Origin of the sequence: Nocardioides sp. cx-169, assembly GCF_021083605.1 — a bacterium.
Lineage (GTDB): Bacteria > Actinomycetota > Actinomycetes > Propionibacteriales > Nocardioidaceae > Nocardioides.
This window is the reverse complement of sequence record NZ_JAJNRO010000002.1, coordinates 124,134-147,527: the sequence shown is the minus strand read 5'-3', so window position 1 is coordinate 147,527 and position 23,394 is coordinate 124,134. Positions and strand designations below refer to the sequence as shown.

The 23,394-nt window shown below is 72.4% G+C and carries 20 protein-coding genes; 9 read left to right on the top strand and 11 right to left on the bottom strand.

All coding sequences use genetic code 11. The features are described from left to right. Positions 1-20: 20 nt before the first annotated feature. Complete coding sequence (locus LRP67_RS01885) at positions 21-623, top strand: ACT domain-containing protein (protein WP_269211023.1); 603 nt, start codon at positions 21-23, stop codon at positions 621-623. A 153-nt stretch (positions 624-776) separates the two neighbouring features. On the opposite strand, the gene LRP67_RS01880 is transcribed toward LRP67_RS01885, so the two are convergent. Further along, positions 777-1,223 carry a nitroreductase family deazaflavin-dependent oxidoreductase gene (locus tag LRP67_RS01880; protein ID WP_231240999.1) on the bottom strand — a complete coding sequence of 149 codons (447 nt, stop codon included), beginning with the start codon at positions 1,221-1,223 and terminating at the stop codon, positions 777-779. A 55-nt stretch (positions 1,224-1,278) separates the two neighbouring features. On the opposite strand from LRP67_RS01880, the gene LRP67_RS01875 reads away from it, so the two are divergent. Next, positions 1,279-2,220 carry a 1,4-dihydroxy-2-naphthoyl-CoA synthase gene (locus LRP67_RS01875; RefSeq protein WP_231268447.1) on the top strand — a complete coding sequence of 314 codons (942 nt, stop codon included), beginning with the start codon at positions 1,279-1,281 and terminating at the stop codon, positions 2,218-2,220. A gap of 55 nt (positions 2,221-2,275) precedes the next feature. On the opposite strand, the gene LRP67_RS01870 is transcribed toward LRP67_RS01875, so the two are convergent. The 4 genes from LRP67_RS01870 to LRP67_RS01855 all read right to left on the bottom strand — a co-directional run bounded on the left by LRP67_RS01870 (position 2,276) and on the right by LRP67_RS01855 (position 8,383). Next, on the bottom strand, positions 2,276-3,580 hold the full coding sequence (locus LRP67_RS01870; RefSeq protein ID WP_231268446.1) for a hypothetical protein: 1,305 nt from the start codon (positions 3,578-3,580) through the stop codon (positions 2,276-2,278). Positions 3,581-3,681: 101 nt separating this feature from the next. Beyond that, positions 3,682-4,191 carry a GNAT family N-acetyltransferase gene (locus LRP67_RS01865; protein WP_231268445.1) on the bottom strand — a complete coding sequence of 170 codons (510 nt, stop codon included), beginning with the start codon at positions 4,189-4,191 and terminating at the stop codon, positions 3,682-3,684. Between the two features lie 71 nt (positions 4,192-4,262). Then, complete coding sequence (locus LRP67_RS01860) at positions 4,263-4,787, bottom strand: RDD family protein (protein WP_231268444.1); 525 nt, start codon at positions 4,785-4,787, stop codon at positions 4,263-4,265. Positions 4,788-4,972: 185 nt separating this feature from the next. Further along, complete coding sequence (locus LRP67_RS01855) at positions 4,973-8,383, bottom strand: BTAD domain-containing putative transcriptional regulator (protein WP_231268443.1); 3,411 nt, start codon at positions 8,381-8,383, stop codon at positions 4,973-4,975. 249 nt (positions 8,384-8,632) lie between these two features. Here LRP67_RS01855 and LRP67_RS01850 point away from each other — a divergent pair, with 249 nt between their 5' ends. Both LRP67_RS01850 and LRP67_RS01845 read left to right on the top strand, forming a co-directional pair. Further along, positions 8,633-9,463: an alpha/beta fold hydrolase gene (locus LRP67_RS01850; protein ID WP_231268442.1), complete on the top strand. Its 831-nt coding sequence runs from the start codon at positions 8,633-8,635 to the stop codon at positions 9,461-9,463. A 187-nt stretch (positions 9,464-9,650) separates the two neighbouring features. Further along, entirely contained in the window at positions 9,651-10,700 is a 1,050-nt protein-coding gene (locus tag LRP67_RS01845) for a CARDB domain-containing protein (protein ID WP_231268441.1), read from the top strand. Positions 10,701-10,869: 169 nt separating this feature from the next. Here LRP67_RS01845 and LRP67_RS01840 read toward each other — a convergent pair whose 3' ends face one another. Continuing rightward, positions 10,870-13,038, bottom strand: a complete 2,169-nt coding sequence (locus LRP67_RS01840) for a hypothetical protein (protein WP_231268440.1) — start codon at positions 13,036-13,038, stop codon at positions 10,870-10,872. A 147-nt stretch (positions 13,039-13,185) separates the two neighbouring features. Here LRP67_RS01840 and LRP67_RS01835 point away from each other — a divergent pair, with 147 nt between their 5' ends. From LRP67_RS01835 to LRP67_RS01825, 3 genes are read left to right on the top strand one after another with little or no spacing between them, the layout of a single operon-like run. Next, entirely contained in the window at positions 13,186-13,791 is a 606-nt protein-coding gene (locus LRP67_RS01835) for a TetR/AcrR family transcriptional regulator (protein WP_231268438.1), read from the top strand. 57 nt (positions 13,792-13,848) lie between these two features. Next, positions 13,849-14,460 (top strand): bifunctional 2-polyprenyl-6-hydroxyphenol methylase/3-demethylubiquinol 3-O-methyltransferase UbiG, encoded by a 612-nt coding sequence (locus tag LRP67_RS01830; protein ID WP_231268437.1) that lies wholly within the window; start codon positions 13,849-13,851, stop codon positions 14,458-14,460. Continuing rightward, on the top strand, positions 14,457-15,146 hold the full coding sequence (locus LRP67_RS01825; RefSeq protein WP_231268436.1) for an NAD-dependent deacylase: 690 nt from the start codon (positions 14,457-14,459) through the stop codon (positions 15,144-15,146). The genes LRP67_RS01830 and LRP67_RS01825 overlap by 4 nt, the downstream gene beginning before the upstream one ends. On the opposite strand, the gene LRP67_RS01820 is transcribed toward LRP67_RS01825, so the two are convergent. The 5 genes from LRP67_RS01820 to LRP67_RS01800 are packed head-to-tail and all read right to left on the bottom strand — an operon-like array spanning position 15,143 to position 21,445. Next, a complete protein-coding gene (locus LRP67_RS01820) occupies positions 15,143-16,891 on the bottom strand; it encodes an ABC transporter ATP-binding protein (RefSeq protein ID WP_231268435.1) in 1,749 nt (582 codons plus the stop codon). The genes LRP67_RS01825 and LRP67_RS01820 overlap by 4 nt on opposite strands. Beyond that, positions 16,888-18,594, bottom strand: a complete 1,707-nt coding sequence (locus tag LRP67_RS01815; protein ID WP_231268434.1) for an ABC transporter ATP-binding protein — start codon at positions 18,592-18,594, stop codon at positions 16,888-16,890. Before LRP67_RS01815 ends, LRP67_RS01820 begins: the two co-directional genes overlap by 4 nt. Then, the gene (locus LRP67_RS01810; RefSeq protein WP_231268433.1) at positions 18,587-19,378 is read right to left on the bottom strand and encodes an ABC transporter ATP-binding protein; all 792 of its coding nucleotides are present in this window, start codon (positions 19,376-19,378) and stop codon (positions 18,587-18,589) included. The genes LRP67_RS01815 and LRP67_RS01810 overlap by 8 nt, the downstream gene beginning before the upstream one ends. Beyond that, complete coding sequence (locus LRP67_RS01805) at positions 19,371-20,432, bottom strand: iron chelate uptake ABC transporter family permease subunit (protein ID WP_231268432.1); 1,062 nt, start codon at positions 20,430-20,432, stop codon at positions 19,371-19,373. Before LRP67_RS01805 ends, LRP67_RS01810 begins: the two co-directional genes overlap by 8 nt. After that, positions 20,429-21,445 (bottom strand): iron ABC transporter permease, encoded by a 1,017-nt coding sequence (locus tag LRP67_RS01800; protein ID WP_231268431.1) that lies wholly within the window; start codon positions 21,443-21,445, stop codon positions 20,429-20,431. Before LRP67_RS01800 ends, LRP67_RS01805 begins: the two co-directional genes overlap by 4 nt. A gap of 54 nt (positions 21,446-21,499) precedes the next feature. Here LRP67_RS01800 and LRP67_RS01795 point away from each other — a divergent pair, with 54 nt between their 5' ends. Next, a complete protein-coding gene (locus LRP67_RS01795) occupies positions 21,500-22,504 on the top strand; it encodes an ABC transporter substrate-binding protein (protein WP_231268430.1) in 1,005 nt (334 codons plus the stop codon). Next, positions 22,501-23,379, top strand: coding sequence for a siderophore-interacting protein (locus LRP67_RS01790; protein WP_231268429.1), 879 nt, complete (start codon positions 22,501-22,503; stop codon positions 23,377-23,379). The genes LRP67_RS01795 and LRP67_RS01790 overlap by 4 nt, the downstream gene beginning before the upstream one ends. Positions 23,380-23,394 lie beyond the last annotated feature (15 nt).

The window sequence follows — 23,394 nt, the reverse complement described above, 5'->3', positions numbered from 1 at the left end:
AGGGTCGAGCGGTGCCCTACTTGCTGCGTGTCGAGCTGCCCGACGTCCCGGGGTCGCTGGGGCGCCTCGCGACCGCCGTCGGTGAGGCCGGCGGCGACATCGAGGCGATCGAGATCGTCGAGAAGCGCCACGACGGCATGGCCGTCGACGACGTGCTGCTGGAGATGCAGCCCGGGAGCATGCCCGACTCGATCGTGTCGGCCTGCCACCTGCTCGACGGCGTCAAGGTCGTCTGGATCAGCCGGTACGCCGCCGGCGGCAACCTGTTCCTCGACCTGGAGGCCGTCGAGGACCTCACCGCCCACCCGGCCGAGGCCGTCAACCGACTGGTCGACCTGCTGCCGATGACCTTCCGCTCCGACTGGGGCATCCGGCTGCACCGCGCCAAGGGCATCCTCTACGGCACCGGCGCGGCTCCGGAGGAGCTCGCGTTCGTCGAGATCGAGCGCCCCGGCCGACTGGAGTCCCTCGCCGAGGAGGTCACCCTCTACGCCGCCGCCCGACTCGACGGCAACGAGATCCTGGTCATCGGTCGCCACGGCGGCCCGGAGTACCTCGACTCCGAGATCGCCCGCCTCGGCCACCTCGCCGGCCTGGCCCAGTCCATCGCCCGCGTCGGCTGAGCGCACCTCCGTCACGGGGGCGGCTACAGGGGCGGCGCCAGCAGCCGACGCCGGCACCCGCCCGCCCGCCCGCTGGGCTAGTCCCTAACAAAATCGTCCAGTAAGAGGGCTCTTGTTGACGATTTCGTTAGGGACTACCCGGACGGCCCGGCCTCAGTCCTTGCGCTCCAGCAGGAACACCGGGATCTCGCGGTCGGTCTTCTCCTGGTACTCCGCGTACGGCGGGTACTGCGCGACGCAGCGCTCCCACCATTCGGCCCGCTCCTCGCCCTCGGCGACCCGGGCGACGTAGGTGTGCGGCTCGGGGCCGTCCTGGAGGTCGACCTCGGGGTGGGCCAGGAAGTTGCGGTACCAGGACGGGTGCTCCGGGTCGCCGCCCTTGGACGCGACGGCGGCGTAGACGCCGTCCTTCTCGACCCGCATGACCGGGTTCTTGCGCAACTTGCCGGAGGTCGCTCCCCGAGACGTGATCACCACGATCGGCCACTCCGGCTTGCCCATCAGCGTGTTGGCCTCGCGGCCGCCGCTGGCCTCGTACTTCTCGACCTGGTCGCGCACCCACTCGCTGGGGCTGGGCTCGTACTCGCCTTCAAGTGTCATGCCTCCAGAAGACCACAGCGTCGGCGTCTGTTCCAGCGCCGATACAGTCGCCGGCATGAGTGCCATCGACGGGGTGTCGGAGACCTTCGACCCCGAGGCCTGGGATGCCGTGCCCGGCTTCGAGGACCTGACCGACCTGACCTACCACCGCGCGAAGGCGCACGGCACGGTCCGGGTGGCCTTCGACCGGCCAGACATCCTCAACGCCTTCCGGCCGCACACCGTCGACGAGCTGCTGCGGGTCCTGGAGCACGCGCGCATCAGCAGCGACGTGGGCTGCGTCCTGCTCACGGGCAACGGCCCCGGCGAGCGCCACGGCAAGTGGGCGTTCTGCACCGGGGGCGACCAGCGCATCCGGGGTCGCGCCGGCTACCAGTACACGCGACCGGAGGGAGCGGACGGGAGAGCGGGTGAGACCTCGGACTCTGTCGACAAGGCCAAGCTCGGCAGGCTGCACATCCTCGAGGTGCAGCGCCTGATCCGGTTCATGCCCAAGGTCGTCATCTGCGTCGTACCGGGGTGGACGGCCGGCGGCGGGCACAGCCTGCACGTCGTGTGCGACCTGACGATCGCGAGCAAGGAGGAGGCGCGCTTCAAGCAGACCGACGCCGACGTCGGCTCCTTCGACGGCGGCTTCGGCTCGGCCTACCTCGCCCGCCAGGTCGGCCAGAAGTTCGCTCGCGAGATCTTCTTCCTCGGCCAGGAGTACGACGCCGAGGACGGCGTCCGCATGGGCGCGGTCAACAAGGCCGTGCCCCACGCCGAGCTCGAGGCGACCGCGCTGGAGTGGGGCCGGCTGATCAACGGCAAGTCCCCGACCGCCCAGCGGATGCTCAAGTACTCCTTCAACCTCATCGACGACGGGCTCGTCGGCCAGCAGCTCTTCGCCGGCGAGACCACCCGCCTGGCCTACATGACCGACGAGGCAGCCGAGGGACGAGACCAGTTCCTCGAGAAGCGCGAGCCCGACTGGTCGCCGTTCCCCTGGTACTACTGAGCAGCGCGCTGGGGAGTGGAGTGCGCGGCAGTCGGCTCGTGACCCGGTGGCGCTCCTACCTCACGCGCCGGGGAGCGGTTGTCGCACTCGCGGACCTGTGACCGGCCCTGCTCGCGGTGACCCGCACCGTCAACCGCGTGCCGCGATCTGCTCGCACCACCCGGTGGCCGCGCGTGGTCGCTCCCTTGATCGCCTTGCCGTTGCGCATCCACTGGAACCGGAACGCCGACGGGGCGGGTGACCAACGGCCGACGGTCGCGGTGAGCTTGCGTCCCACCTTGGCGGCACCGGTGATGACGGGGCGCGCCTGGTTGCGGAGAGCGGCGACGGAGACCGCGCTGAGACGGGCCGCGGACCAGTCCGGCTCGGAGCCACCGGGGATCACGAGCCGCTGGGTGGAGCTGCAGTCGTCGACGCCGGCCTTCGCCCAGATGCCGTCGCCTTCTTGCCAGGCGAGCGAGTCGCTGTCGGGGGCCCAGGTCGGGCCGGTGATCCCCGGCCACGGAATCCCGCAGAACAGATCGGGCAGCCCGGGCGGTGGGCCCTGCTTGGCCGAGCCGTTGACGTCGTACCAGACCATGGCGGTGTCCTCGCCGTAGCCGCGGATCGCCGCGAGGTGACGCCCGTCGGGCGAGAGCTCGGTGTCGCCCAGGTCGGTGGGGGGTGAGCTCATCATCCGGTCGTCGAACCAGTACTTCGGAGCAGATCCCACGTCGTGCAGCTGGACCTGCGAGTCCCACCCGCCGGTCTGCAGCGTCCGGGTGTCGGTGACCCAGGACGGGTCCCAGAAGTACGTCGAGTCGCCCGCCGGGTCGAACCCCGTCGACCTGGTGTAGCCGGTGGCCGAGCAGGGAGTCCCACCGGAGCAGGTCTGGGAGAACGTGTAGGCGATGCGGGAGCCGTCCGGGGAGATGGCCAGGTCGATCGGTGTTCCGTCGATGTCGTCCCCAGCACCGGTGGGTAGCGGCCGGGGGTCGATCGTGTTGAGGACCCGGCCGCTCTGGGTCATCCGGACGATCAGCTTGTTGTGCGATGCGACCACGACTCCGGCATCGGACTGGCTGGGCGCGCCGTAGGGGAAGGCGAAGGTGCCGTCGGTGGAGAGCGCCCGGGCGCCGGAGCCGTCGCCGCGTGCGATCCACACGTTGAACTTGTAGATGTAGACCAGCGTCCCGGCTGACGAGGACTGGCGCGCCGCCGTCCCCGCTCCGGACGGGGTCCCGTCGGGCGATGCGGCACTCGCGGCCACGCCGGCGACGCTGGTCGACAGCACCAGTGAGGCGGCCGCGCCGCTCAGCAGCGCCGCGCCGACCCGACGGGTCGATCTCGTGGCGGCTGGTTCGGTCGAGATGTGGGGCATGGTTCCTCCGGTTGCGATGAATGGAGGCCCCAGCCTCGACCGCTCCTCTGCGGCCTCACTGTGACTCCTCTGCGGTCGGTCTCGCCGACCACGCGGGGCCCTCAGCGCGCCGGCAGTTCCATCCACTGCTTCCAGGTGAGGTCTCGTCCGACGTACCGCGGGCGCTCGAGTGGCCAGGACGTGGCCACCCATTGCGGCACAAACGAGTTCAGAGCCGTGTGGACCTCGGTTCCGACACAGGCGTCGATCACCCACCAGGAGATCTCGGCGTCGGCGCCCACCTTCTCCGGGGGGTCGATGTAGACGCAGCCGAGGAGTGCGGTCTCGTCGGCGTCGAAGAGTGCGTAGTTGAACGATTCGTGCGTCTGCATCTCCGCGGCGTGACGGGCGAGGTCCTCCCTGTCCTGCTCGTGGGTCATGGCCGCCGGCGGCCAGCCCCAGGCGGCTCCGTAGATGCTCCAGAGTCGCTCACGGGAGCTCATCACGGCCACCATGTCGAGATCGACGTCCTCTGCGCGGATGGGGCGCAGGTGGTGTCCGGTCGGGATCTCGACGTGGGTGGGGTGGACGAAGTCGGGGGGCAGCCAGGGATTCTCGGGCTTCGTGGGCATGGGGTGGTCCTCTCGTTGCTCGTCGTTCAGGGATGGTGTTCGGTCGGCGGCGACCGGCCGCGAGTCGGCAGTCAGACGCCGACGACGAGGGTCCCGCCAGCCAACCGGTCGTGCCATCCGCGGCGGTGGAGGTGGTCGGAGCTGATGCCGACCGCGATGGTGACCACGGCGGCGAGGGACGCCAAGCCGCCGAGCAGCGATCCGACCAGGGGAATGATGGCGGCCACCCCGAAGGCGACCCAGATGTTGCGGGTCACCGCTGGGACGAGGCCGATGTGGTGACCGTCGTCGGTGGTCACCTTGAGTCCCAGGAACCTCTTGCCCAGCGTCTGCTGAAGGCAGGCCTCCATGAGCGAGAAGTAGGCGAGGAAGGTGGCGGCGTTGACCAGCGCGATGACAGCGGTGGTCAGGTGCCCGGAGGGCGACCCGGCCATGGTCGCGGGCAGGATCGCTGAGGGGATCAGGGCCACGGGCACCAGCACGAGGCCGTCGATGAGGCGTGCAGCGGCACGCCGGCCCGGGGATCCGGCCACGGGATGAGCGACCGGGCCGGGCTCGGGGCTCTTCATCTGGCCGGGGGAGTACGGCGTTGTCATGGCTTCCTTCTCACTGATGGGTCGTCGGGCGTGCCGCTCGCAGGAGCAGTGTCCTGGGCGACCGGGGTTCAGGGAGAGGATCGACACGGTTACTGCGCTCCGGCTGGGTCACGGCTGTAGCTCGACCAAGCAGGCACCGAGAGTCCTGGCGCACGTGCGGCGCGCCTGGCGCGCCGGCCCGGCCGTCAGAAGTGGTAGCGCTCCCGCAGGTCCGAGAGCCAGCTCGTGGCGCGCGACATCCCCCACCGGCTGCACTGCTCGAGCGCGGACTCGGCGTGGGCGGCCGCCTGAGCGGGCCGGCCTGAGCCTGCTGCCGCAAGGGCCAGGAAGGCGTCGACCGGGCCTAGAACCGCGGTGGATCCGGCGGAGGCCACGCCGCCGCTGTACGGCTGCAGCCACTCGTACATGCGCTCGGACAACGGCCGCCGACCCAGGTGCAAGGCGACCTCCGCGCTGACGGCGGCGACAAGCATGCCCATGTAGGTGCCGTCCGGCTCCAAGGCCGGCATCGAGGCATAGTGAGCGTGAGCCGCTTCGTCGAGACCCAGACGGAAGAGGATCAAGACCGCGGTCAGCTCGATCGGGGCCTCCTGGTCGGGGGGCGACTGCGTAACTGCCGCGACGAAGTCCGAAGCCCGTCCTTGCCACATCATGGCCAGCATCTGCGAACCGGCGATGGCGGCGGGCAGGTTCGATCCTGTGATGCGTTCCTGCAGGCCCACCACGCGACGCAAGGACGCGCTCGCCTCGTCGTCGCGACCCGCGAGCAGCTTCAGCGGCACCCGCAACAGCTCGAGGATCGCCACGACCGTCGCGAACTCCTGACGAGTCGCCAGGTCGAGGGCCTGAGCCATCACGACCTGGGCTTCTGTGAGCCGCCCTGCCTCGACCAGGGCGATGGCGTGCAGGGCCCCGCACGTCGCCTCGAAGCGCAGGCTCCCCGCGGCGCGGGCGAGCCCGAGGCCCCGCGAGGCGATGTCGATGCGCCACTGCACGGTCCCGGGCCGCCACCGAGCCGAATAGGCCTGTTGCAGGGCCAGGCACTGCAGCTCGGGGTCCGGCACCTCATCTGCGATGGCAAGGGCCTGCTCGACGTAGGTGTCGAGCTCGTCGTGGGTGGCGATGTAGTAGCTCTCCTGAGCGATCGTGAGGAGCAACCGGCACCGCAGCACGACATCATCGGGATCTGCCAGCGCCAGGCAGCGGTGAAGTGCGTGCACGAGATCCGCGGAGACGGTGCCGTAGCGCTGCACGTGCCAGATCGATCCCTCCGGGAGGCTGGTCGCTGCTCGGGCCGCGAGCTCGGGACGGTCCATCCGCTCCGCCATGGCGATGGCTTCGATGACGGCCGTCGCGGCCTGGTCCCAGTCGGACGAGAGCCGACATGCAGTCGCGCGCCGCTCGAGCAGGTCGAAGCGCTCGAGGTCCGTGCTGGAGGCATCCACGCGCTGCGACGCCAGGGCTTCGGCGAGGAGTCCAGCCTCCTCATGGAAGGCGAACAGCTGGTGTGCGCGACCAGCCGCACTGGCTGTCGAGCGCCAGGCTTGCGCGGCATGGTGAGGGCCCGCAGCGCGCCAGTGTCGCGCCACCTCGCTCCGGGTGAACGCGTCGGCTGCGGTCGAGTCCAGGGACGCAGCGATGCGTGCGTGCCAGCCACCGCGCTCCGAGGGACGCATGGCATCGACGACGGCATCGCGGACCAGCGCGTGAGCGAACGTCCACGTGCCGCCTGTCCGCTCACGCAGGATGCCGGCGAGACGGGCGGGCTCGATGACGGGCAGGAGGTCGCTGGACGAGTCGGTCGCCAGCGCGAGGGCCCCCACAGTGAACTCGCGGCCCAGCAAGGCCGCGACCTGGACGAGCCGAGCCGTGTCGTCGGGCAGCGCCTGGAGCCTGCGGTGCACCAGCCCGGCCAGAGAGGCAGGGAGGTGGGATCCTTGCTGGCCGGCTGCTCGCAGCAGCTCGGAGACGAACAGGGGGTTTCCACCCGAACGCTCCTGGATCTCTTTCAGCTCGTCATCGGACAAGACGGGGTCCGTCAGGTGGTCGGCAAGTTGCCGGACGTCCATGGAGGTCAGGCCCTGCAGGTGCACCCAGGTGCCTCCGCATCTGGTCACGGTGGTCGACAACGCTGCGGCAGCCGCCGTCTCGTCTTCGCTGCGGCGGGTGATCACGACCATCAGAGGCAGGTCCAGGGCGTGCTCGACGAGGTGGCGCACCACCCGAAGCGTTGACGGATCCGACCAGTGGGCGTCCTCGACTACCAGCAGCAGCGGCCGTGCGCGTGCCACGTGGCGCACGAAGGTCGCAAGCTGGTCGTCGAGGGCGAACTGTCCGGCGCCGGCGGCCTCGTCACCCTCGACCTCGACGTCCTGGGCGATGGTCGGCACGGCGATGCCCGTCGCCTCAGAGAGCTCTCCCAGGGTCCGCAGGAGTGCCCACAGGGGAGGAGCACTGTCGCTTTCGACATTGCGCACGGTGGCTGTCAGGGCGAGGCCCTGGGTCCTGACCCATCGCACCAGCTCGGTCGTGAGTCGCGACTTCCCCACCCCGGCCTCGCCCCACAGCAGGAAGAACTGGGGGTGGCCACCGGCCGCCGCCCGCATCCCGTCCTGCAGCCACTTCAACTCACGGTCTCTCCCGACGAACGGGGGTCCGTTCGGCGCCAGTGGAGCGCTTCCGGCAGCGACATCGGGCGCGCCCGCTGAGATCGGCGGTGCCTTTGCCGGCAACGTGGGAGGTGCGGCCGGAGGGCTCGCGGGGACGCCCAGAACGCTGGGGTCCTGCCGGAGGACGGCCTCGTGGAGCCTGGCGATCTGGGGGCTGGGGTCGATACCCAGCTCGTCGGCGAGCGTGGTGCGCAGGCGTCCCAGCACCTCCAGCGCATGGGCTTGGCGGTCGTTGCGTACCAGGGCGACTGCCCACATTCCCCACAGCTGCTCGCGCAGCGGGTGGAGGGTGATCAGCTCCTCGAGCACCGAAGCGGCGCGTGCGGAGCGGCCGAGCGTCAGGTCGACGACGACGTCGGCCGTGCGCACGTCGACGAGCAGTGTCTCCAACCGTCGCCGCTCGGTTGCCGCGGGCGTGAAGTCCTCCAAGTCGGCGTAGGCCTCGCCCCGCCACAGCCCCATGGCCTCGGCAAGGTCTGCTTGCAGAGCCTCGGCCGCCGAGCCGGCTGCCGAGCCGGCCGCCGTCAGGTGGGGACGGGTCGGGTCGGGGAAGCGCTGGAGGAACGAGCGGCCGGCGTCGACTGCTGACTCGAATCGCTCCGCATCGATCTGATCGGCACCCAGATCTAGTCGGTATCCGCCGGGTTCGTGCAGCAGGATCGACGGGGCGGCGCGCGGTCGTCGCTGCGGCTCGAGGGTCCGACGCAGGCTGGCTACGTAGCCCTGCAGGGTGTTGGCGGCACCCGGCGAGGGCGCTCCCTGCCACAGGACATCGATGAGGCGTTCGGCGCGAGTGGCCTGGCCGCGCCACAGAACGAGCGCCGCCAGCAGGCTCCGCAATCGTCGGGCACTCAACGACGCGGGTGCTCCGTCGACGATCGCCAGGGTCGGGCCCAGGATCCCGAGCTCGACATCAGCAGTGACCACGGTGCTTCCTCATGGAGGGGTGTGTGACGTGTTGTGTTGCGGGTACGAGGGCTGGGAGCGTAACCGCCCCTGCCGTCGTTGACGATCGGTTTGTCGGCATGGCAAGGACGAGGGCTCGACTCGTCCAGAACGAGCGGCGTGTGGAGCTCACCCACGCTCGCAGTGGTCCCGCAGCGCCACCCAAGCGAGTCTCGGCAGGCTCTTGGCAACGAAGTCCGCAGCGCAGACCGTCAGTGAGAAGGAATCGCCATGACCGCCGCATCCTCTGCTCCCGAGCAGATCTCCGCTGTTCCGACGCGCCTCGGCACGCTCCATGTCCGTGTCATCGGTGAGGGCCGCCCCTGCGTTCTGTGGCCCTCCATGTTCGTCGACAGTCACACCTGGGACCAGCTCCTCGGGCACCTCGCGGAAGACCGGCGGTACCTGCTCGTGGACGGTCCAGGTCTCGGCCTCAGCGAACCCCTGCGGCGTGAGAGCAACATCGACGAGGCAGCGGACGCAGCCACTGATCTGCTCGACGGGCTCGCGATCGCCGAGCCGGTCGATTGGGTGGGCAACGCCTTCGGCGGCCACGTCGGATTCAAGCTCGCGATCCGCCGCGGCGTCCTGCGAAGCCTTGTCGCCATCAGCGCTCCGACCGAGCCCATCGCCCCCGCGCTTCGCCGCCGCATCGTGATGCTCCGCCCGCTCCTCCGCGCCTTCGGCCCTGTCGGCCCTGTCCGCGGCGCGATCCTGGACGCCATGCTCACCGAGCGGTCGCAGGGTGACCCCGCGTTGTGCCGCGTCGTCCTCGACAGCCTCGCCCGGCCGGACCGCGCCAGTCTCAGCGCCGCGCTCGAGTCCTTCATCCTGAACCGGGCCGACGTCAACCACGAGCTCTCGGACATCGCCGTACCCAGCCTGTTCATCGCCTCCGATGACCGCGGCGACTGGAGCCCGGAGGACGCCGCAGCTGCAGCGGCGCGCACCAAGGGAGCCCGTGTGGAGACCGTGGGCGGCGCGCGCACCCTCGTGCCGCTCGAGCAGCCCGAAGCCGTGGCGGCCCTGCTGAACGGGTTCTGGGACTCGTTGCGCGACTGAACGAGGCGGACCGACGCTTCATCTCTGGACCGGAGTCCCCCGCTGAAGGAGCGCTCGCTCCGCCGCTGCCCTCGACGCCTGCGCTGCGGCACCCGCGGGTTCCTGCTGAGCGCCACGGTCCTCGGGGCGCTGCTCGTCGCAGTGCGAGCCCAGCACCGCCGCAGCCGACGAACGGATCATTCGAGCCATGATTCCCAGCATCCCAGTACGCGGCACCCACTCGATCGCAGCCGTTCTCCTGACCGCCGCCGGCCTGATGGCCGCCAGTCTCGCCACCGATGCTCCAGCCGAGGCCGCACCAGCTCGGCTCCCCGACACGAGCGTCGTCGGTGTCACTGCGCCGAAGGAGATCACCGCCGGTCAGACGATGACGGCAACGGCGCGGGTAGCCAACCGCGGCCGCGCCGCCGCCTCCCCAGCGCGCGTGCGTTTCCTGCTCTCGCGCGATGCCCGAACCGGCAACGACGTCACACTGTCCCCCCGCACCCGCGCGCAAGGGCTGCCTCCCGGCCGACGGATCACTGTCAGGGCACGGGTCCGGGTCCCGAGGTCGCTGGCCGCCGGCACCTACTACGTACTCGCGTGTGCCACCCCAGGTGGCCGGGACGCCAGCAGGGCCAACAACTGCAGGACCGGGAGCCGGATCCGTGTGCTCGAGGCACCGTGGGAGGGCCGACTGAGCGGCGAGCTCACCTTCACCGCCGCCACCGAGGTGGTCAAAGACGGCTCGAAGGTGACCACCTTCGATCGACTCCAGCTCGGTTTCGACATCGACGTGGACGAGGACGAGGAGGGCTGGCCCGCCTTCCAGAGCGTGGGCAGCGCCTACACCTATGACGGCACCCGGACCGAGGTGGACATCAGCCCCAACTGCCGCGTCGACGAGCGGGGCACGTCTCACGGCGGCGGCCCCATCACCCAGACCTGGCACCCCTACTACGACGTCCTCTACGGGAAGTTCGCACGAACCGACCACAGGGAAATCCGCCTGACCACCCGGCTGCCCTTCACGAGCACCAACCACATCACCCGTAAGCCGCTGACGGAGTACGGCTGTGGCGACGGGCCCACCGTCGAGAGCTTCGAGGCCGACCAGATCGACTCTCTGCTGTTGCGCGAGGTCAGGCGCAACGCGGCCGAGGTCGTCTACGAGGTCGCCGAAGCGGAGCACGCCGAGAGCCAGCCCACCACCTGGCAGCACATCACCGGCACGCTGGTCTTCACGCACGCAGGCTGACCTCGCAGGCCGGCGCCCGTCCGCCGAGACCCCCTCGCGCCATGCCTCGAGCACCGCGTGGCGCAGGGAGGCCGTGGGCGGAGCACCCACCCCGGGCGCTCCCGCGGCCGATCGCCAGGATCGGGCGCGGCCGAGGGAGTCGCCGGGAGTCAGGGCCCGCCGACCGGCGTCAGCCGGTCGGCTCGGGGTCGGCCCCGGCCGAGACGAGCACGCCGTCGTCGTCCGCGTCGGCGGACTTCGAGGGGCGCTCGGGGCGGTGGCGCGGTCCCATCGGGGCGGGAGGCCGAGCGCTGCCCCGGTTCAACCACCGGTCGGCCACCAGCAGGTTCAGCAGCAGACCGACGGCGCCCCAGATCCCGATGACGAGCAGGTTGCCGCCGACCCCCTCGCCGTCGAAGTAGACCACCGAGCGGGCGAGGTCCACGGCCGCCGGGAGTGGCAGGAGGTCGGCGAGGGGCCGGAAGAACTCGGGAACCATGTAGAGCGACAGCCCGCCGCCGGAGGCGGGGACGCCGGCCAGCATGACCACGACCATCACCGGGACCAGGGCGCCCAGCCCCCACATGCGGATCAACACGGCGCTGGCCCAGGCGACCGCGAAGACCGTGAGGGATCCGTAGCCGATCAGCTCGAGGGCGTGACCGTTGACCGCGCCGATCAGCACGTCGTAGAGGAACCACAGCCACACCGAGATGCCGATCGACCACCCGGTGACCAGAGGCAGGAGCTGACGGGTGCGGGTGAGGTCGGGCGCGCCCCCGCGCATCACGGCGAAGAAGAGGAAGGCCGCCATGATCCAGCCCATGCCGACGTACATGCTGTTGCTGCCGTTGCTGTCGTCGTCGGTCAGCGGGGCGAGGTCCTCGATGGCCAGTGCGCCGCCGCTCTCGGCCGCCACGCCCTGGAACATCTGGGTCACGACCGACTGCTGGCTGGGGCCGGCGCCGGCGGCGGTGATCAGCGTGGGGTCGGCTCCGGCGGAGGTCGGCAGGACGTACGCGGCGACCAGCTCCTGGCGGCGCAGCAGGTCCTCGGCCTCGTCGGTGGACTCCACCACGCGCAGGTCGAGGTAGTCGCCGAGACCCGCCTCGAGGCCCGCGAGGGCCTCGTCGGCCTGCGCGGCCGGGCCGACCACGGCGACCGGCATGTCGTGCACGTCGGGCTGGTGCATCGACAGGCTCATCAGCGTCACGACGGTGATCATGATGCTGAGCGGGAAGAGCGCGGTCGCGACCAGACGGGTCCGGTACGGCGCCACGGGCCCGCCGGGAAGCGCTGCGAGGGGCGCGTCAGGGCCGGTGTAGACGGGTCCGCCGACGATGAGGTGGCCGGAGCGGCGCTCCTTGAGGGCGGCCAGGCCGGCGGCGACCACGAGCCAGACGGCGAGGGTGAGGACGTGGCCCCAGAGGCCCGAGCCGTCGAAGTAGATCGCCGAGCGCAGCGCCTCGCCCGCCGCGGGCAACGGCAGCACGCCGTGCAGGAACTGCAGGAACTCCGGCATCGAGTGCACCGAGAGGGCCAGGTTGGAGGACGGCACCCCGAAGATGACCCACAGCAGCATGCCCAGCAGCACGGCGAACGGGCCCATCACCTTGGTGAAGAGCAGCTGGGCCGTGCCGACGGCGGTGACCGCCAGCGTGCCGACGCCGAGGAAGAGGGGGTAGTGCCCCTCCACGGCCCCGACGATCGGCCCGAGGATCAGCCAGATGAGCGAGCTGGTGAGCGCACCCCAGCCGACGGCGAGGGGCAGGAAGCGACGCACCCGCAGCAGGTTCGGCGTACCGCTCAGCACGGAGCTCAGCGGCACGTAGCCCGCCAGCATCATGCCCATCGCGGCGAAGAGCGCCATGGTCCCGGAGCCGTCGCCCTCGGGGAGCTTGCCCAGGTCGACGGTCTCGACCGGCCACGACTCCGCGACGGCGGCGCCGCCGAGCATGCGGTCGACCAGCGTCGCCTGGGAGGCGCCGCCGGCCATCGCCCGGTAGACGGTGGCGGCCCCGCGCCCGTCGGCGGGCGTGATCGCACCCGCAATCTCCTGCTCCTCGATCAGCTCCTCGGCCTCGGCCAGGTCCTCGACCAGACGTACGTCGAGCGCCTCATCGGCGCTGTCCTCGAGCCGCTCGGCGAAGCGCTCGGCCGCGGCTCCCTGGCCGACGACGGCCACGGGCAGGTCGCGGGGCTGGGGGTCGTGCATGGTGCCCATGTAGGTGGCGTACATCATCGTGACGATCAGGAACGGCATCACGAAGAGGGCGATCATCCGGCCCTTGCGCTCGGCCGGGGTCTCCGGCGGCGGCGGCGGGTACTTCACGCCGGCAGGCTCAGTGGTCGTAGACACGGGGGTCTCTCCTCAGCGGCGCCTCGGTGGGCGCCGCACGCGGTGGCGGGACCCGGTGCCGGGCCTGGCAAAATATTAAGTCACATGGCGTAAAACACCAAGACTCGGTACCGTGGGCGCCGCGTCGCCAGCCACCGAGGGGGAGCCATGCCGCGGCCGGACGTCCGCCAGCCTCTCCTCGACGCTGCCGAGCGGCTCTTCGCCGCGCGCGGGATCTCGACGGTCTCGGACCGCCAGGTCGCAGAGGCGGCCCACAACAGCAACCACTCGGCCGTCCGCTACTACTTCGGCGGCCGGACCGGGCTGCTGGAGGCGCTGCTGGATCGTCACGCCGCCTCCGTCGAGCCGGCGCAGCAGCGGATGTTCGCGCAGTCGGACTCGCTCCTCGGTGACGTTCGTGCCCTCGTCATCCCGGTGACCGACGCGCTGGACGAGCTGCCGTTCCCGTCGTACCGGGCGCGCTTCCTGCGCCAGGCGATGCACGACCCCACGACCGCGGAGCTGATGCGGGACCGGGAGCGGTTCGCCGCCTCCACCCGCATCGTCGCCTCGGCCGCCGAGCGGCTCGCGAGCGTGGATCCACGGGTCATCAGGGGGCGGGCCAGGCTCACCGCGCACGTGGTGAGCACCGCCTGCGCCCAGATCGAGGAGGACGCGGAGCGCACGGGCGAGCGACCGCGCTGGAGCGAGGTCGGCGCCTTCCTGTGCGACGCGGTCGCGGGCATGCTGCAGGCCCCGGTCAGCACGACGTAGCGGAGCGGACCGCTGGTCCGCGAGCCGGCCTCGAGACGGGCCTGGTACTACTGGTCCGTGACCCTCTGGCAGCGCATCGCCCGCGAGACGACCGGCGACGACTACGCCGCGGCGTACGCTCGCCGGTTCGCCGCGCTCGCGGCCCGGGGCCAGGACGTCCACGGCGAGGCCGCCTTGGTCGGCGCGCTGGTCCAGCCGCCCGCGCGGGTGCTCGACGCCGGGTGTGGCACCGGCCGGACCGCCGTACGGCTCCAGGAGCTGGGCTACGCCGTCGTCGGGGTCGACGTCGACGCGACCATGCTGCGTGAGGCCCGTGCCGCGGCGCCGGAGCTCGACTGGCGCGAGGGCGACCTCGCCACCCTCGACCTCGGTGAGACCTTCGACCTGGTGCTGCTCGCCGGCAACGTCATCCCACTTCTCGAGCCGGCCACGCTGCTGGCGGCCGCCGCCCGGCTGGCGGCGCACGCGGTGCCCGGAGGCCTGGTCGTGTGCGGCTTCGGCCTCGACGCCGACCACCTGCCCGGGGACTGTCCGGTGACCCCGCTGGCCGACGTCGACGCCGCCTTCGCCGCCGCCGGCCTGGTGGCGCAGGAGCGCTTCGCCACGTGGGACCGGGCGCCGTACGACGACGGCGGCTACGTCGTGACGGTCCACCGGAGGCTCCCATGAGGATCGTCGTGCTCACCGGCGCCGGCATCTCCGCCGAGAGCGGGGTGCCGACCTTCCGTGACGCCGACGGGCTGTGGGAGGGCCATCGGGTCGAGGAGGTCGCGACCCCCGAGGGCTACGACCACGCGCCGATCCGCGTGCACCGCTTCTACGACGCCCGTCGCGCGGCGCTCGCGGGCGTCCAGCCCAACCCGGCCCACCACGCGCTGGCCAGGCTGGAGCAGGCGCTCGGCGACGACCTGCTCGTCGTGACCCAGAACATCGACGACCTGCACGAGCGGGCCGGCTCGACGCGCGTGGTGCACATGCACGGCGAGCTGCTCTCGGCGCTGTGCCGCGGCTGCGGTCAGCGGGTGCCTTGGGACGGCGACCTGGTGCACCTGCCGCCCTGCCCTCGGTGCGGGGTCAGCGAGCTCCGTCCGGACGTGGTGTGGTTCGGCGAGGTGCCCTACGAGATGGACCGGATCCTCGATCGGCTCGCCACCACGGACCTGTTCGTCTCCATCGGGACCTCGGGTGCGGTCTATCCGGCCGCCGGCTTCGTCCGGGAGGCGGCGGCGTACGGCGCCCGCACCCTCGAGCTCAACCTGCAGCCCAGCGAGGGCACCGACCTGTTCGACGAGGCCCGGCACGGCCCCGCGGGGCTGCTCGTCCCGGCCTGGGTCGAGGAGCTGCTGGGCGGCTAGCTCCCCGACCAGGCGTGCCAGAGCCCGGCGTACACGCCGCCGGCGGCGACGAGCTCGTCGTGGGTGCCGGTCTCGACGACGCGCCCGTGCGCCATCACGACCACCCGGTCGGCGGCCCGCGCCTGGGTGAGCCGGTGCGCGATCGTCACGGTCGTGCGTCCGGCGGTGACCGCCGCGGCCGCCTCCTCCAGCGCCCGCGCGCCGGATGACCCGGCCTCGGCGGTGGCCTCGTCGAGCACCACCACGAGCGGGTCGGCGAGCGCGACCCGCGCGAGCGCCAGCTGCTGGGTCTGCGCCGGCGTCAACGGCAGGGCGCCGCTGCCCACCACCGTGTCCAGGCCGTCGGGCAGCGCGGCCACCCACGCCCACGCGCCGACGAGCCGGAGCGCCGCGCGCACCTGCTCGTCGTCGGCCGACGGAGCCGCCAGGGTGAGGTTGTCGCGCACCGACATCGCGAAGACGTGCAGCTCCTGGGTCACGAGTGCCACCGCCTCCCGCTCCCCGTCGGCGCTACGCCGCAGGGGTGCGCCGCCGACCTCGACGGTGCCCCTCGTGGGTCGCAGCTGCCCGGCGACCGCCGCGCCGAGCGTCGTCTTGCCCGCTCCCGTGGCGCCCACGACGGCGACCCGCTCGCCCTGCGCCACGGTGAGCGAGACACCGGACACGGCGGCCCGGCCGGCGACGTACTCGTGGTATAGGTCGGTGACGGCGAGATCGCCGCGATCCAGGACCGGACCGGCGGCTGCGGGGTCGCGCCCGGGCAGCTGGGCCAGTCCGGCGATCCGGGTCAGGGAGGCGCCCGCCGACTGAGCCTCGTCGAAGAGCGCGAGCAGCGCGCCGATGGGGTTGAAGAGCCGGTGGAAGAACAGGGCCGCCGCGGTCACTGCCCCCACGGTCGTGGCGTCGCTGCGGACCAGCTGGAAGCCGACGACGAGCAGCACGAGCAGCCCGACGAGCTCGGCCCGGTTGAAGCGGCCGGTGAAGCGCGAGTACAGGCGGTAGACCTCGATGGAGATGTCCGCGGAGCGCCACGAGGCGTCGGTGACCCGGACCTGCTGCTGCTCGGCCAGTCCGAACGCGCGCAGCGTCCGGCTGCCCTGCACGCCGGTCACGAAGGCCTCCGCGCGCTCTCCGTTGGCCTCGCGCTCGCGTCGGTAGAACGGTCCCGACCGCGGGAGGTACCACCGCAGCGCCTGCGCGTAGAGCGGCACCGCGGCCAGCCCCGCGAGGCCCAGTCGCCAGTCGAGCGTGAACAGCCCGATCGCCGTGAACACGACCATCAGCAGGGAGCTGACGAGGTGCGGGACCACCTCGGTGATCGACACGGCCACGAGTCGGACGTCGTCGCTCACCCGGGACAGCAGATCGCCGGAGCCGACGTGCTCGAGCTCGGCCGACTCCAGGTGCAGGGCGCGCTCGAGGGACTGCTCGCGCAGCTCGGCAAGCGCCGGCTCGGCGGCCCGGGCGAGCGCCCCGATGGCCAGCGCGGTGGCGGCACCCGCGGCCAGCGCCGCGCCGAGGATCCAGAGGATGGGGGCGACCAGGGCGCCGGTGTCGGCCCCGCGGTCGACCAGGTCGACGATGCGGCCGAGCATCAGCGGCGCCACCAGCCCGGCCAGGGCGTCGACGACGAACATCGCGCACGCCGTGGCCAGCGCTGGGCGGTGCGCCGACAGGAGGTGCCAGGCGAGCGCGGCGGCCTCCCGCGACGTGGAGACCGGCAGGAGCTGGGGCTGCGCCGTCACCGCAGGACCGCCGCTCGGTAGTCGTCGTCCGCGACGAGCTCGGCGTGCGCCCCGGCCCGCACGACCCGTCCACCGCGCAGGTGCACCACCGTGTCGGCCCTGGCCAGCAGGGCCGGGCTGCTCGTCAGCACGAGGGTCGCGCCGCCACCGCCGCGATGCCGTACGTCGTGCAGCGCGGCGGCGATCCGGTGCTCGGTGACCGCGTCGACCGCCGTGGTCGGGTCGTGCAGCACCAGCACCGGCGCCTCGGCCGCGAGGGCCCGCGCCAGGGCGATGCGCTGACGCTGACCGCCGGAGAGGGCCGTCCCATCGGCGTCGACGTGCTCCTCCAGTCCGGCGGCCGAGCCGACGACGACGTCGTCCGCGGCGGACGCCTCCAGCACCTGTGCGAGCCGGTCCGGGTCGAGCCGGTCCGCGGGGTCGACGTTGCTGCGCAGCGTGCCCGCGAACAGGTCGACGTGATGGTCGGCGACCAGGAGCAGCGAGCGGACGGTCTCGATCCGCAGGTCGGTGATCGCTCGCCCGCCGAGGAGGACCGAGCCAGACTCCGGCACGGCCTCGCCGCGCAGGAGGGTCATCAGCGCCGCGGCGTCGGCGGGGTCCTCGACGGCCAGCGCCACGAGCCGGCCGGGTGCCACCCGCAGCGAGACGTCGCGCAGGGGGCCGTGCTGGATCCGGTCGAGGACGAGGGTGCTCCCGTCGGTGGTCGTGTCGTCGCCCTCGTGCACGAGCGGTGGGGCGGCGAGGAACTCCACGATGCGCCCGGCCGAGGCGCGCGACTGCGCGACCTGGGCGACCATGTAGGAGAGCAGGGCGATCGGCTCGGCGACGAACTGCGCCAGCCCCACGACCGCGATCAGCTCGCCGATCCCGATGTCGCCCGACAGTGCGCGGTGACTCGCGATCAGTGCCACGACCACGAGGAACAGGCCGCTGAGCCAGCGCGTGAGGCCGTACATCGCACCCTCCCAGCGGGCGGCGGCCACGCTCGCGCGCGCCGCCTGCCGGCTGGCGGTGCGGAACCGGTCGACGGCGGCCCCCTCGGCGCCGATCCCCTTCAGCGGGCGCAGCCCCCGGACCAGGTCCGCGGCCACGCCGGTCGCCGTGCCGAGCGCCGCCTGGCGCGCCTCGCTGCGCCGCGCGAGGGGCGCGGACAGCAGCTGGGTCACGCCGAGCACGGCCGGGACGCCGAGCAGCACCACGACCGCCAGCAGCGGGTCGATGACGGCCAGGATCACCGCGCTCACGGCGAGCCCGAAGACCGCGGCGGTGCTGTAGACCAGCTGACGCAGGACGCCGGCGGCCATGTCCGCGTCCGCGGTGGCGATGGACAGCAGGTCGCCGGGCAGGCGCTCGGTCCGGGCGCCGCGGGCGTCGAGCACGCGGCCCGAGACCTCGGTGCGCAGGCGGTGGCCCTCGCGCTGCAGGGCCCCGAACCCGAGCCGGGAGCCGAACCGGTAGGAGTAGCTGAGCACGGCGAAGAGCGCGCACAGGGCCAGGCTCCAGAGCACGAGCTCGGAGACGTCGCCGGTGGCGACCGCGCGGTCGATGAGCACCCCGATCAGCACCGGCACCAGCGACTCACAGACCTGCCAGACGGTGATCAGGGCGATCGCCCCGGCCAAGGGGCGCACGTTGCGGGTGACGGCACGGCGCAGCAGCGCCCCCGCAGTGGCGACCCGGTCGGTGTGCGGCTCAGGCATGGCCGACCGGCACGACGGTGGGGAGCCCGGCGACGGGGTCGGGGAAGACATGGGCGTCGATGCCGAAGACCGTCGACAGCATGGTCTCGGTGACCACCTCGGCGGGGGCGCCGGTGGCGACGACGCGGCCGGCGTCCATGACGACCAGGTGGTCGCTGTAGCGCGCGGCGAGGCTCAGGTCGTGCAGGACGAGCACCACCGTCTTGCCGGCGTCGCGACGCAGGGCGACGACGAGGTCGAGCACCTCCACGGCGTGGGCGAGGTCAAGGTGGCTGGTGGGCTCGTCGAGCAGCAGCAGGTCCGTCCTCTGGGCGAGGGCCATCGCGATCCAGGCGCGCTGCCGCTGGCCACCGGAGAGCTCTTCAAGTGGCCGGTCGGCCAGGTCCGCCACCCCGGTCGCCTCCATGGCCTGCCCGGCGATCTCCTCGTCCTCGCGCGACCATTGGCGATACCACGGCTGGTGCGGCTGCCGGCCCCGTGCGGCGAGCTCGCCGACGGTCATCCCCTCGGGCGCGACCGGGCTCTGCGGGAGCATCGCGAGGCGCCGCGCCAGCTCCCGTCCACCGAAGCTGCCGATGGACTGACCCTCGAGCAGCACGTCGCCGGACGTCGGGCGCAGCAGCCGTGACAGCACCCGGACGAAGGTGGACTTGCCGCAGCCGTTCGGCCCGACCACCGTGGTGACCTGCCCACGTGGGAGCTCGAGGTCGATGCCTCCCAGCACCTCGCGGTCGCCGTACCCGGCGACGATGCCGGCCGCCCTCAGCGCAGCGGTCTCAGACACTGGTCCTCCTGGTGCTTCGCGTGACGAGGTAGAGCAGGAACGGCGCCCCGACGACGGCGGTGACGATGCCGACCGGCAGTGGCGCGGGCAGTCGCTGCGCGACGACGTCGGAGCCGAGCAGGAGAGCCGCCCCGACGAGCCCCGCGGCGAGCGGGGGTGGGCCCGCGGTGCGGAAGACCCGCAGCGCCACCTGGGGCGCGATGAAGGCCACGAACCCGATCGGCCCGGCGATGGCGGTGGTCACCGCGGAGAGCAGGACCGCGACCAGGAGGGCGCCGGCCTCGGTGCGGGCGGTCGGGGAGCCGAGCAGCGAGGACACGTCGCGCCCGAGTCGGAGCGAGGAGACGTCCCTGGTCAGCACCAGGGTCGCCAGCGCCCCCACGACGGCGACCGGCAGCAGGACCGCCAGGTCGTCGTAGCGGGCGCCCTCGAGGCTGCCGACCAGCCACCTGGTCGCCACTGCCGCGCTCTCCAGCTCCGATCGGGTGATCAGCCAGCTGGTGACGGCGACCGCGAGCGAGTTGACCGCGATGCCGACCAGGATGAGCCGCATGCCGGAGAAGCCGCCGCGCCAGCCCAGCAGCAGGATCAGCCCGGTCGTCACCAGACCCCCGACGATGGCGGCCGGGACCAGGATCGAGGCGGCGCGCAGGCCGGAGTCGTTGGCGACGATCTCGGGACGCGTGAGCAGCAGCGTCGCGGCGGCGCCGGCTCCGGCGGTGATCCCGAGGATGTCGGGGCTGGCGATCGGGTTGCGGGTGATCGACTGCGTCAGGCCGCCGGCGGCTCCCAGCGCGAAGCCGATGAGGATCGCGGCGACGGCGCGCCCGAACCGCCGGTCCAGCACCACCAGCTCCTCGATCCGGGTGCCCTGACCGCTCAGCGCCGCCCACACCCGGTCCGGCGCGACGTCGATCGTCCCGGTCAGGAGCGACAGGAGCAGCAGGCCCACCACGCTGAGGCCCAGAGCGAGTCCGGCCAGCACCGCGCGCCGGCGGACCACGATCCCGACCGGGCCGATCCGCACCCCGGGGCGTGCCGTGGGCGCGCTCACAGCGAGACCAGCCGGCGGCGCCGCGTGATCGCGAGCAGCACCGGCGCCCCGAGGGCGGCCATGACGATCCCGGCCTGCAGCTCCCCGGGCCGGGTCAGCACCCGGCCGAGGGTGTCGGCGGCGAGCAGCAGCACCGCGCCCGCGAGGCCGGCCAGCGGCACCAGCCACCGGTAGTCGTGACCGGCCGCCCAGCGTACGGCGTGCGGCGCGACGAGGCCGACGAACCCGATCGGTCCGCAGACGGCCGTGCTCGCCCCGCACAGCAGCGTGATGGCGGCGATCCCGGTGATGCGGGCGGTCCGGACCCGGCTGCCGAGGGTCTGGGCGACGTCCTCGCCGAGCGCCAGGGCTCGCAGCGAGACGCCGTTGGCGAGAGCGAGCGCCGTGCCCAGCGCGATCAGCGGCATCACCAGCCACCAGGTCGAGGTGTCGGGGTTCGCCAGGGACCCGGCCTCCCAGAAGCGCAGCACGTCGAGGGTGCGCCGGTCCAGCATGATCAGAGCCGAGGTCAGCGCCGTGAGCAGCGCGGCCGCGGTGGTGCCGAGTATGGCCAGCGTCACCAGCGCCGAGCCGCGCATGCTGTTGAGGCCGGCCACGAAGACCAGGACGGACACCGCGCCGGCGCCCACCAGCGCGGCGAGGACGATCGCGGAGTCGGAGGCCACCCCGAAGCCGAACACCAGCACCGCCACTCCGAAGCCGGCGCCCGCGTTGACCCCGAAGAGCCCGGGGTCGGCCAGCGGGTTGCGGGTGTGGCCCTGCATCAGCGCGCCCGCCATCCCGAGCGCCGTACCGGCGACCAGCGCCAGCATCGTGCGGGGCAGGCGCTGGGAGGTGACCACGGTCGCGTTGTCGGTGGCGTCGGAGCCGAAGAGCGCGCCGAGCACCTCGGGGAAGGGGATCGGCCGGCTGCCCAGGGCGAGGCTGGCAAGCAGGGCCGCCACCACCAGGATGCCCAAGGCCGCGGCGGTGGGCAGCGGCCGCCGTCGGCGGACGCCGGACGCGGTCGGCACGGCTTTAGGTTAGCCTTCCCTGATTCTTCTCCCCCAACCGCCCAGGAGTCCCACGTGTCCCACCCCCTCGTTCCCCGCGGCGGCCGTCGTGCGGGCGGTCCCGTCGTCGCCCTCGCGGCGAGCCTCGTCCTCGTGCTCGCCGGGTGTGCCAACTCCGACAACGACGCGGACGGCGAGGACAAGGACGCGGCCCCAGCAGCCACGACGCGCACGATCGAGGACACCATGCTCGGCCCGGTCGAGGACGTGCCGACCGATCCGCAGCGAGTCGTCGCCCTGTGGCGCACCGGCGCCCTGCTCGCCGACATCGGCGTGAAGCCGGTCGGCCAGCTCGTCGACGAGTTCAGCGAGTCCGAGCTGGACGCGGAGACCTTCGCCGAGTATGGCGACGTCCCGGTCGTCGGCACCTTCGACGGCATCGACGTAGAGGCGGTCATCGAGCTGGAGCCGGATCTGATCATCGGCATGGACAACGGCGGCCTGGACTTCTCCTACGACGAGCTCCAGGAGATCGCGCCCACGGTCATCCTCGACATCGCCGAGCCGACCGACGTGTGGGCCAACTATCCGGTCGTCGCCGACCTGGTCGGCGAGACCACCGACTTCGAGGAGGACCTCGCCGAGCTCGACGCCGAGCTGGCCGAGGTCAAGGAGCAATTCGGCGAGGCGATGTCCGGGCTGCAGGCGACCTCGCTCGCCGCCTTCGACTCGACCCTGCTCATCGACACCAGCAAGTCGCTGACCTACCAGCGCCTCGCAGCGGCCGGGTTCGGCTACAACCCGACCTACACCGACAACCCCGAGCGCTACGTGACCGAGCTGTCCCTGGAGAACGTCGCCGACCTCGCCGACCAGGACCTGATCCTCTTCGACGTGGGCCTCGACGGGAGGCCCGACCCCGAAACCCAGGCTGTCATGGAGACCGCCTCGTTCAAGCGCCTGCCCGCGGTCGTCAAGGGCAACGTCTTCCCCCTCACCAGCGGCACGATCTACACCTTCGCGGCCGCCGAGCAGCAGGTGGCGGACCTGATCGCCGCCGCCGAGGGCTACCAGCCGTGAGCGCCGCGGACGCCGACCTGGGCGAGCCGCCGATCGCTCAGAACGCGGTGTTCGACATCAAGATCCGCGAGCTCGTCGTGCTCCGGCGGGTGCACCTCACCGGCCGCATGGTCCGGGTGACCCTCGGCGGGCCGGGCATCGCCGGCTTCGAGAGCCACCTGCCCGACGAGCACGTCAAGCTGGTCTTCCCGGACCCCGAGACCGGGGTGACCCGCCCCCCAGAGCAGGACGGCGATCACCTGCATTGGCCCAAGCCGTTCCCGCCGACCCGGGAGTACACCGTGCGGCGCTATGACGCCGCGGCCGGCGAGGTGGACTTCGACTTCGTGACGCACGAGGGCGGGCTGGCCGCGACCTGGGCGCTCACCGCCGAGCCCGGCAGCACGCTCTGGGTGGCCGGGCCGCGTCCGGGCCCCGTGGTGCCGCCGGAGTTCGGCTTCCTGGTCCTGGTCGCCGACGAGACCGGCCTGCCCGCGGTCGCCCGCTGGCTCTCCGAGCTGCCCGACGACGCGCGCGGCGCGGCCGCCGTCGAGGTGGCCGACGCTGCCGACGAGCAGGACCTGCGGGTCCCGGACGGCTTCACGCTCACCTGGCTGCACCGCGGCGGGCCGGCGACGGGGCACAGCCCGCTGCTGGGGGACTTCGTGCGCGGACTGACCTTGCCCAGCGACACCTTCACCTATGTGTGGGCCGGCGGGGAGGCCGGGTCGGTCAAGCCGGTGCGCACCTGGGCGCGTGCCCAGGGCATCGGCAAGGGGCAGTCGAACATCTCCGGCTACTGGCGCCGGGGCACCAGCAACCAGGTGCCGACCTCGCTGCTCGGCCGACTCCGCGCCGACGTACGACACCTCGTGGAGCACGTCACGGAGCGCTGATCCGCCGGTGCCTAC

Excerpts from the sequence above, each read along its gene's own strand:
- LRP67_RS01880 (WP_231240999.1), bottom strand. The coding sequence starts at position 1,223 with ATGACACTTGAAGGCGAGTACGAGCCCAGCCCCAGCGAGTGGGTGCGC.
- LRP67_RS01815 (WP_231268434.1), bottom strand. The coding sequence starts at position 18,594 with ATGCCTGAGCCGCACACCGACCGGGTCGCCACTGCGGGGGCGCTGCTG.
- LRP67_RS01845 (WP_231268441.1), top strand. The coding sequence starts at position 9,651 with ATGATTCCCAGCATCCCAGTACGCGGCACCCACTCGATCGCAGCCGTT.
- LRP67_RS01825 (WP_231268436.1), top strand. The coding sequence starts at position 14,457 with ATGAGGATCGTCGTGCTCACCGGCGCCGGCATCTCCGCCGAGAGCGGG.
- LRP67_RS01850 (WP_231268442.1), top strand. The coding sequence starts at position 8,633 with ATGACCGCCGCATCCTCTGCTCCCGAGCAGATCTCCGCTGTTCCGACG.
- LRP67_RS01870 (WP_231268446.1), bottom strand. The coding sequence starts at position 3,580 with ATGCCCCACATCTCGACCGAACCAGCCGCCACGAGATCGACCCGTCGG.
- LRP67_RS01875 (WP_231268447.1), top strand. The coding sequence starts at position 1,279 with ATGAGTGCCATCGACGGGGTGTCGGAGACCTTCGACCCCGAGGCCTGG.
- LRP67_RS01835 (WP_231268438.1), top strand. The coding sequence starts at position 13,186 with ATGCCGCGGCCGGACGTCCGCCAGCCTCTCCTCGACGCTGCCGAGCGG.
- LRP67_RS01860 (WP_231268444.1), bottom strand. The coding sequence starts at position 4,787 with ATGACAACGCCGTACTCCCCCGGCCAGATGAAGAGCCCCGAGCCCGGC.
- LRP67_RS01865 (WP_231268445.1), bottom strand. The coding sequence starts at position 4,191 with ATGCCCACGAAGCCCGAGAATCCCTGGCTGCCCCCCGACTTCGTCCAC.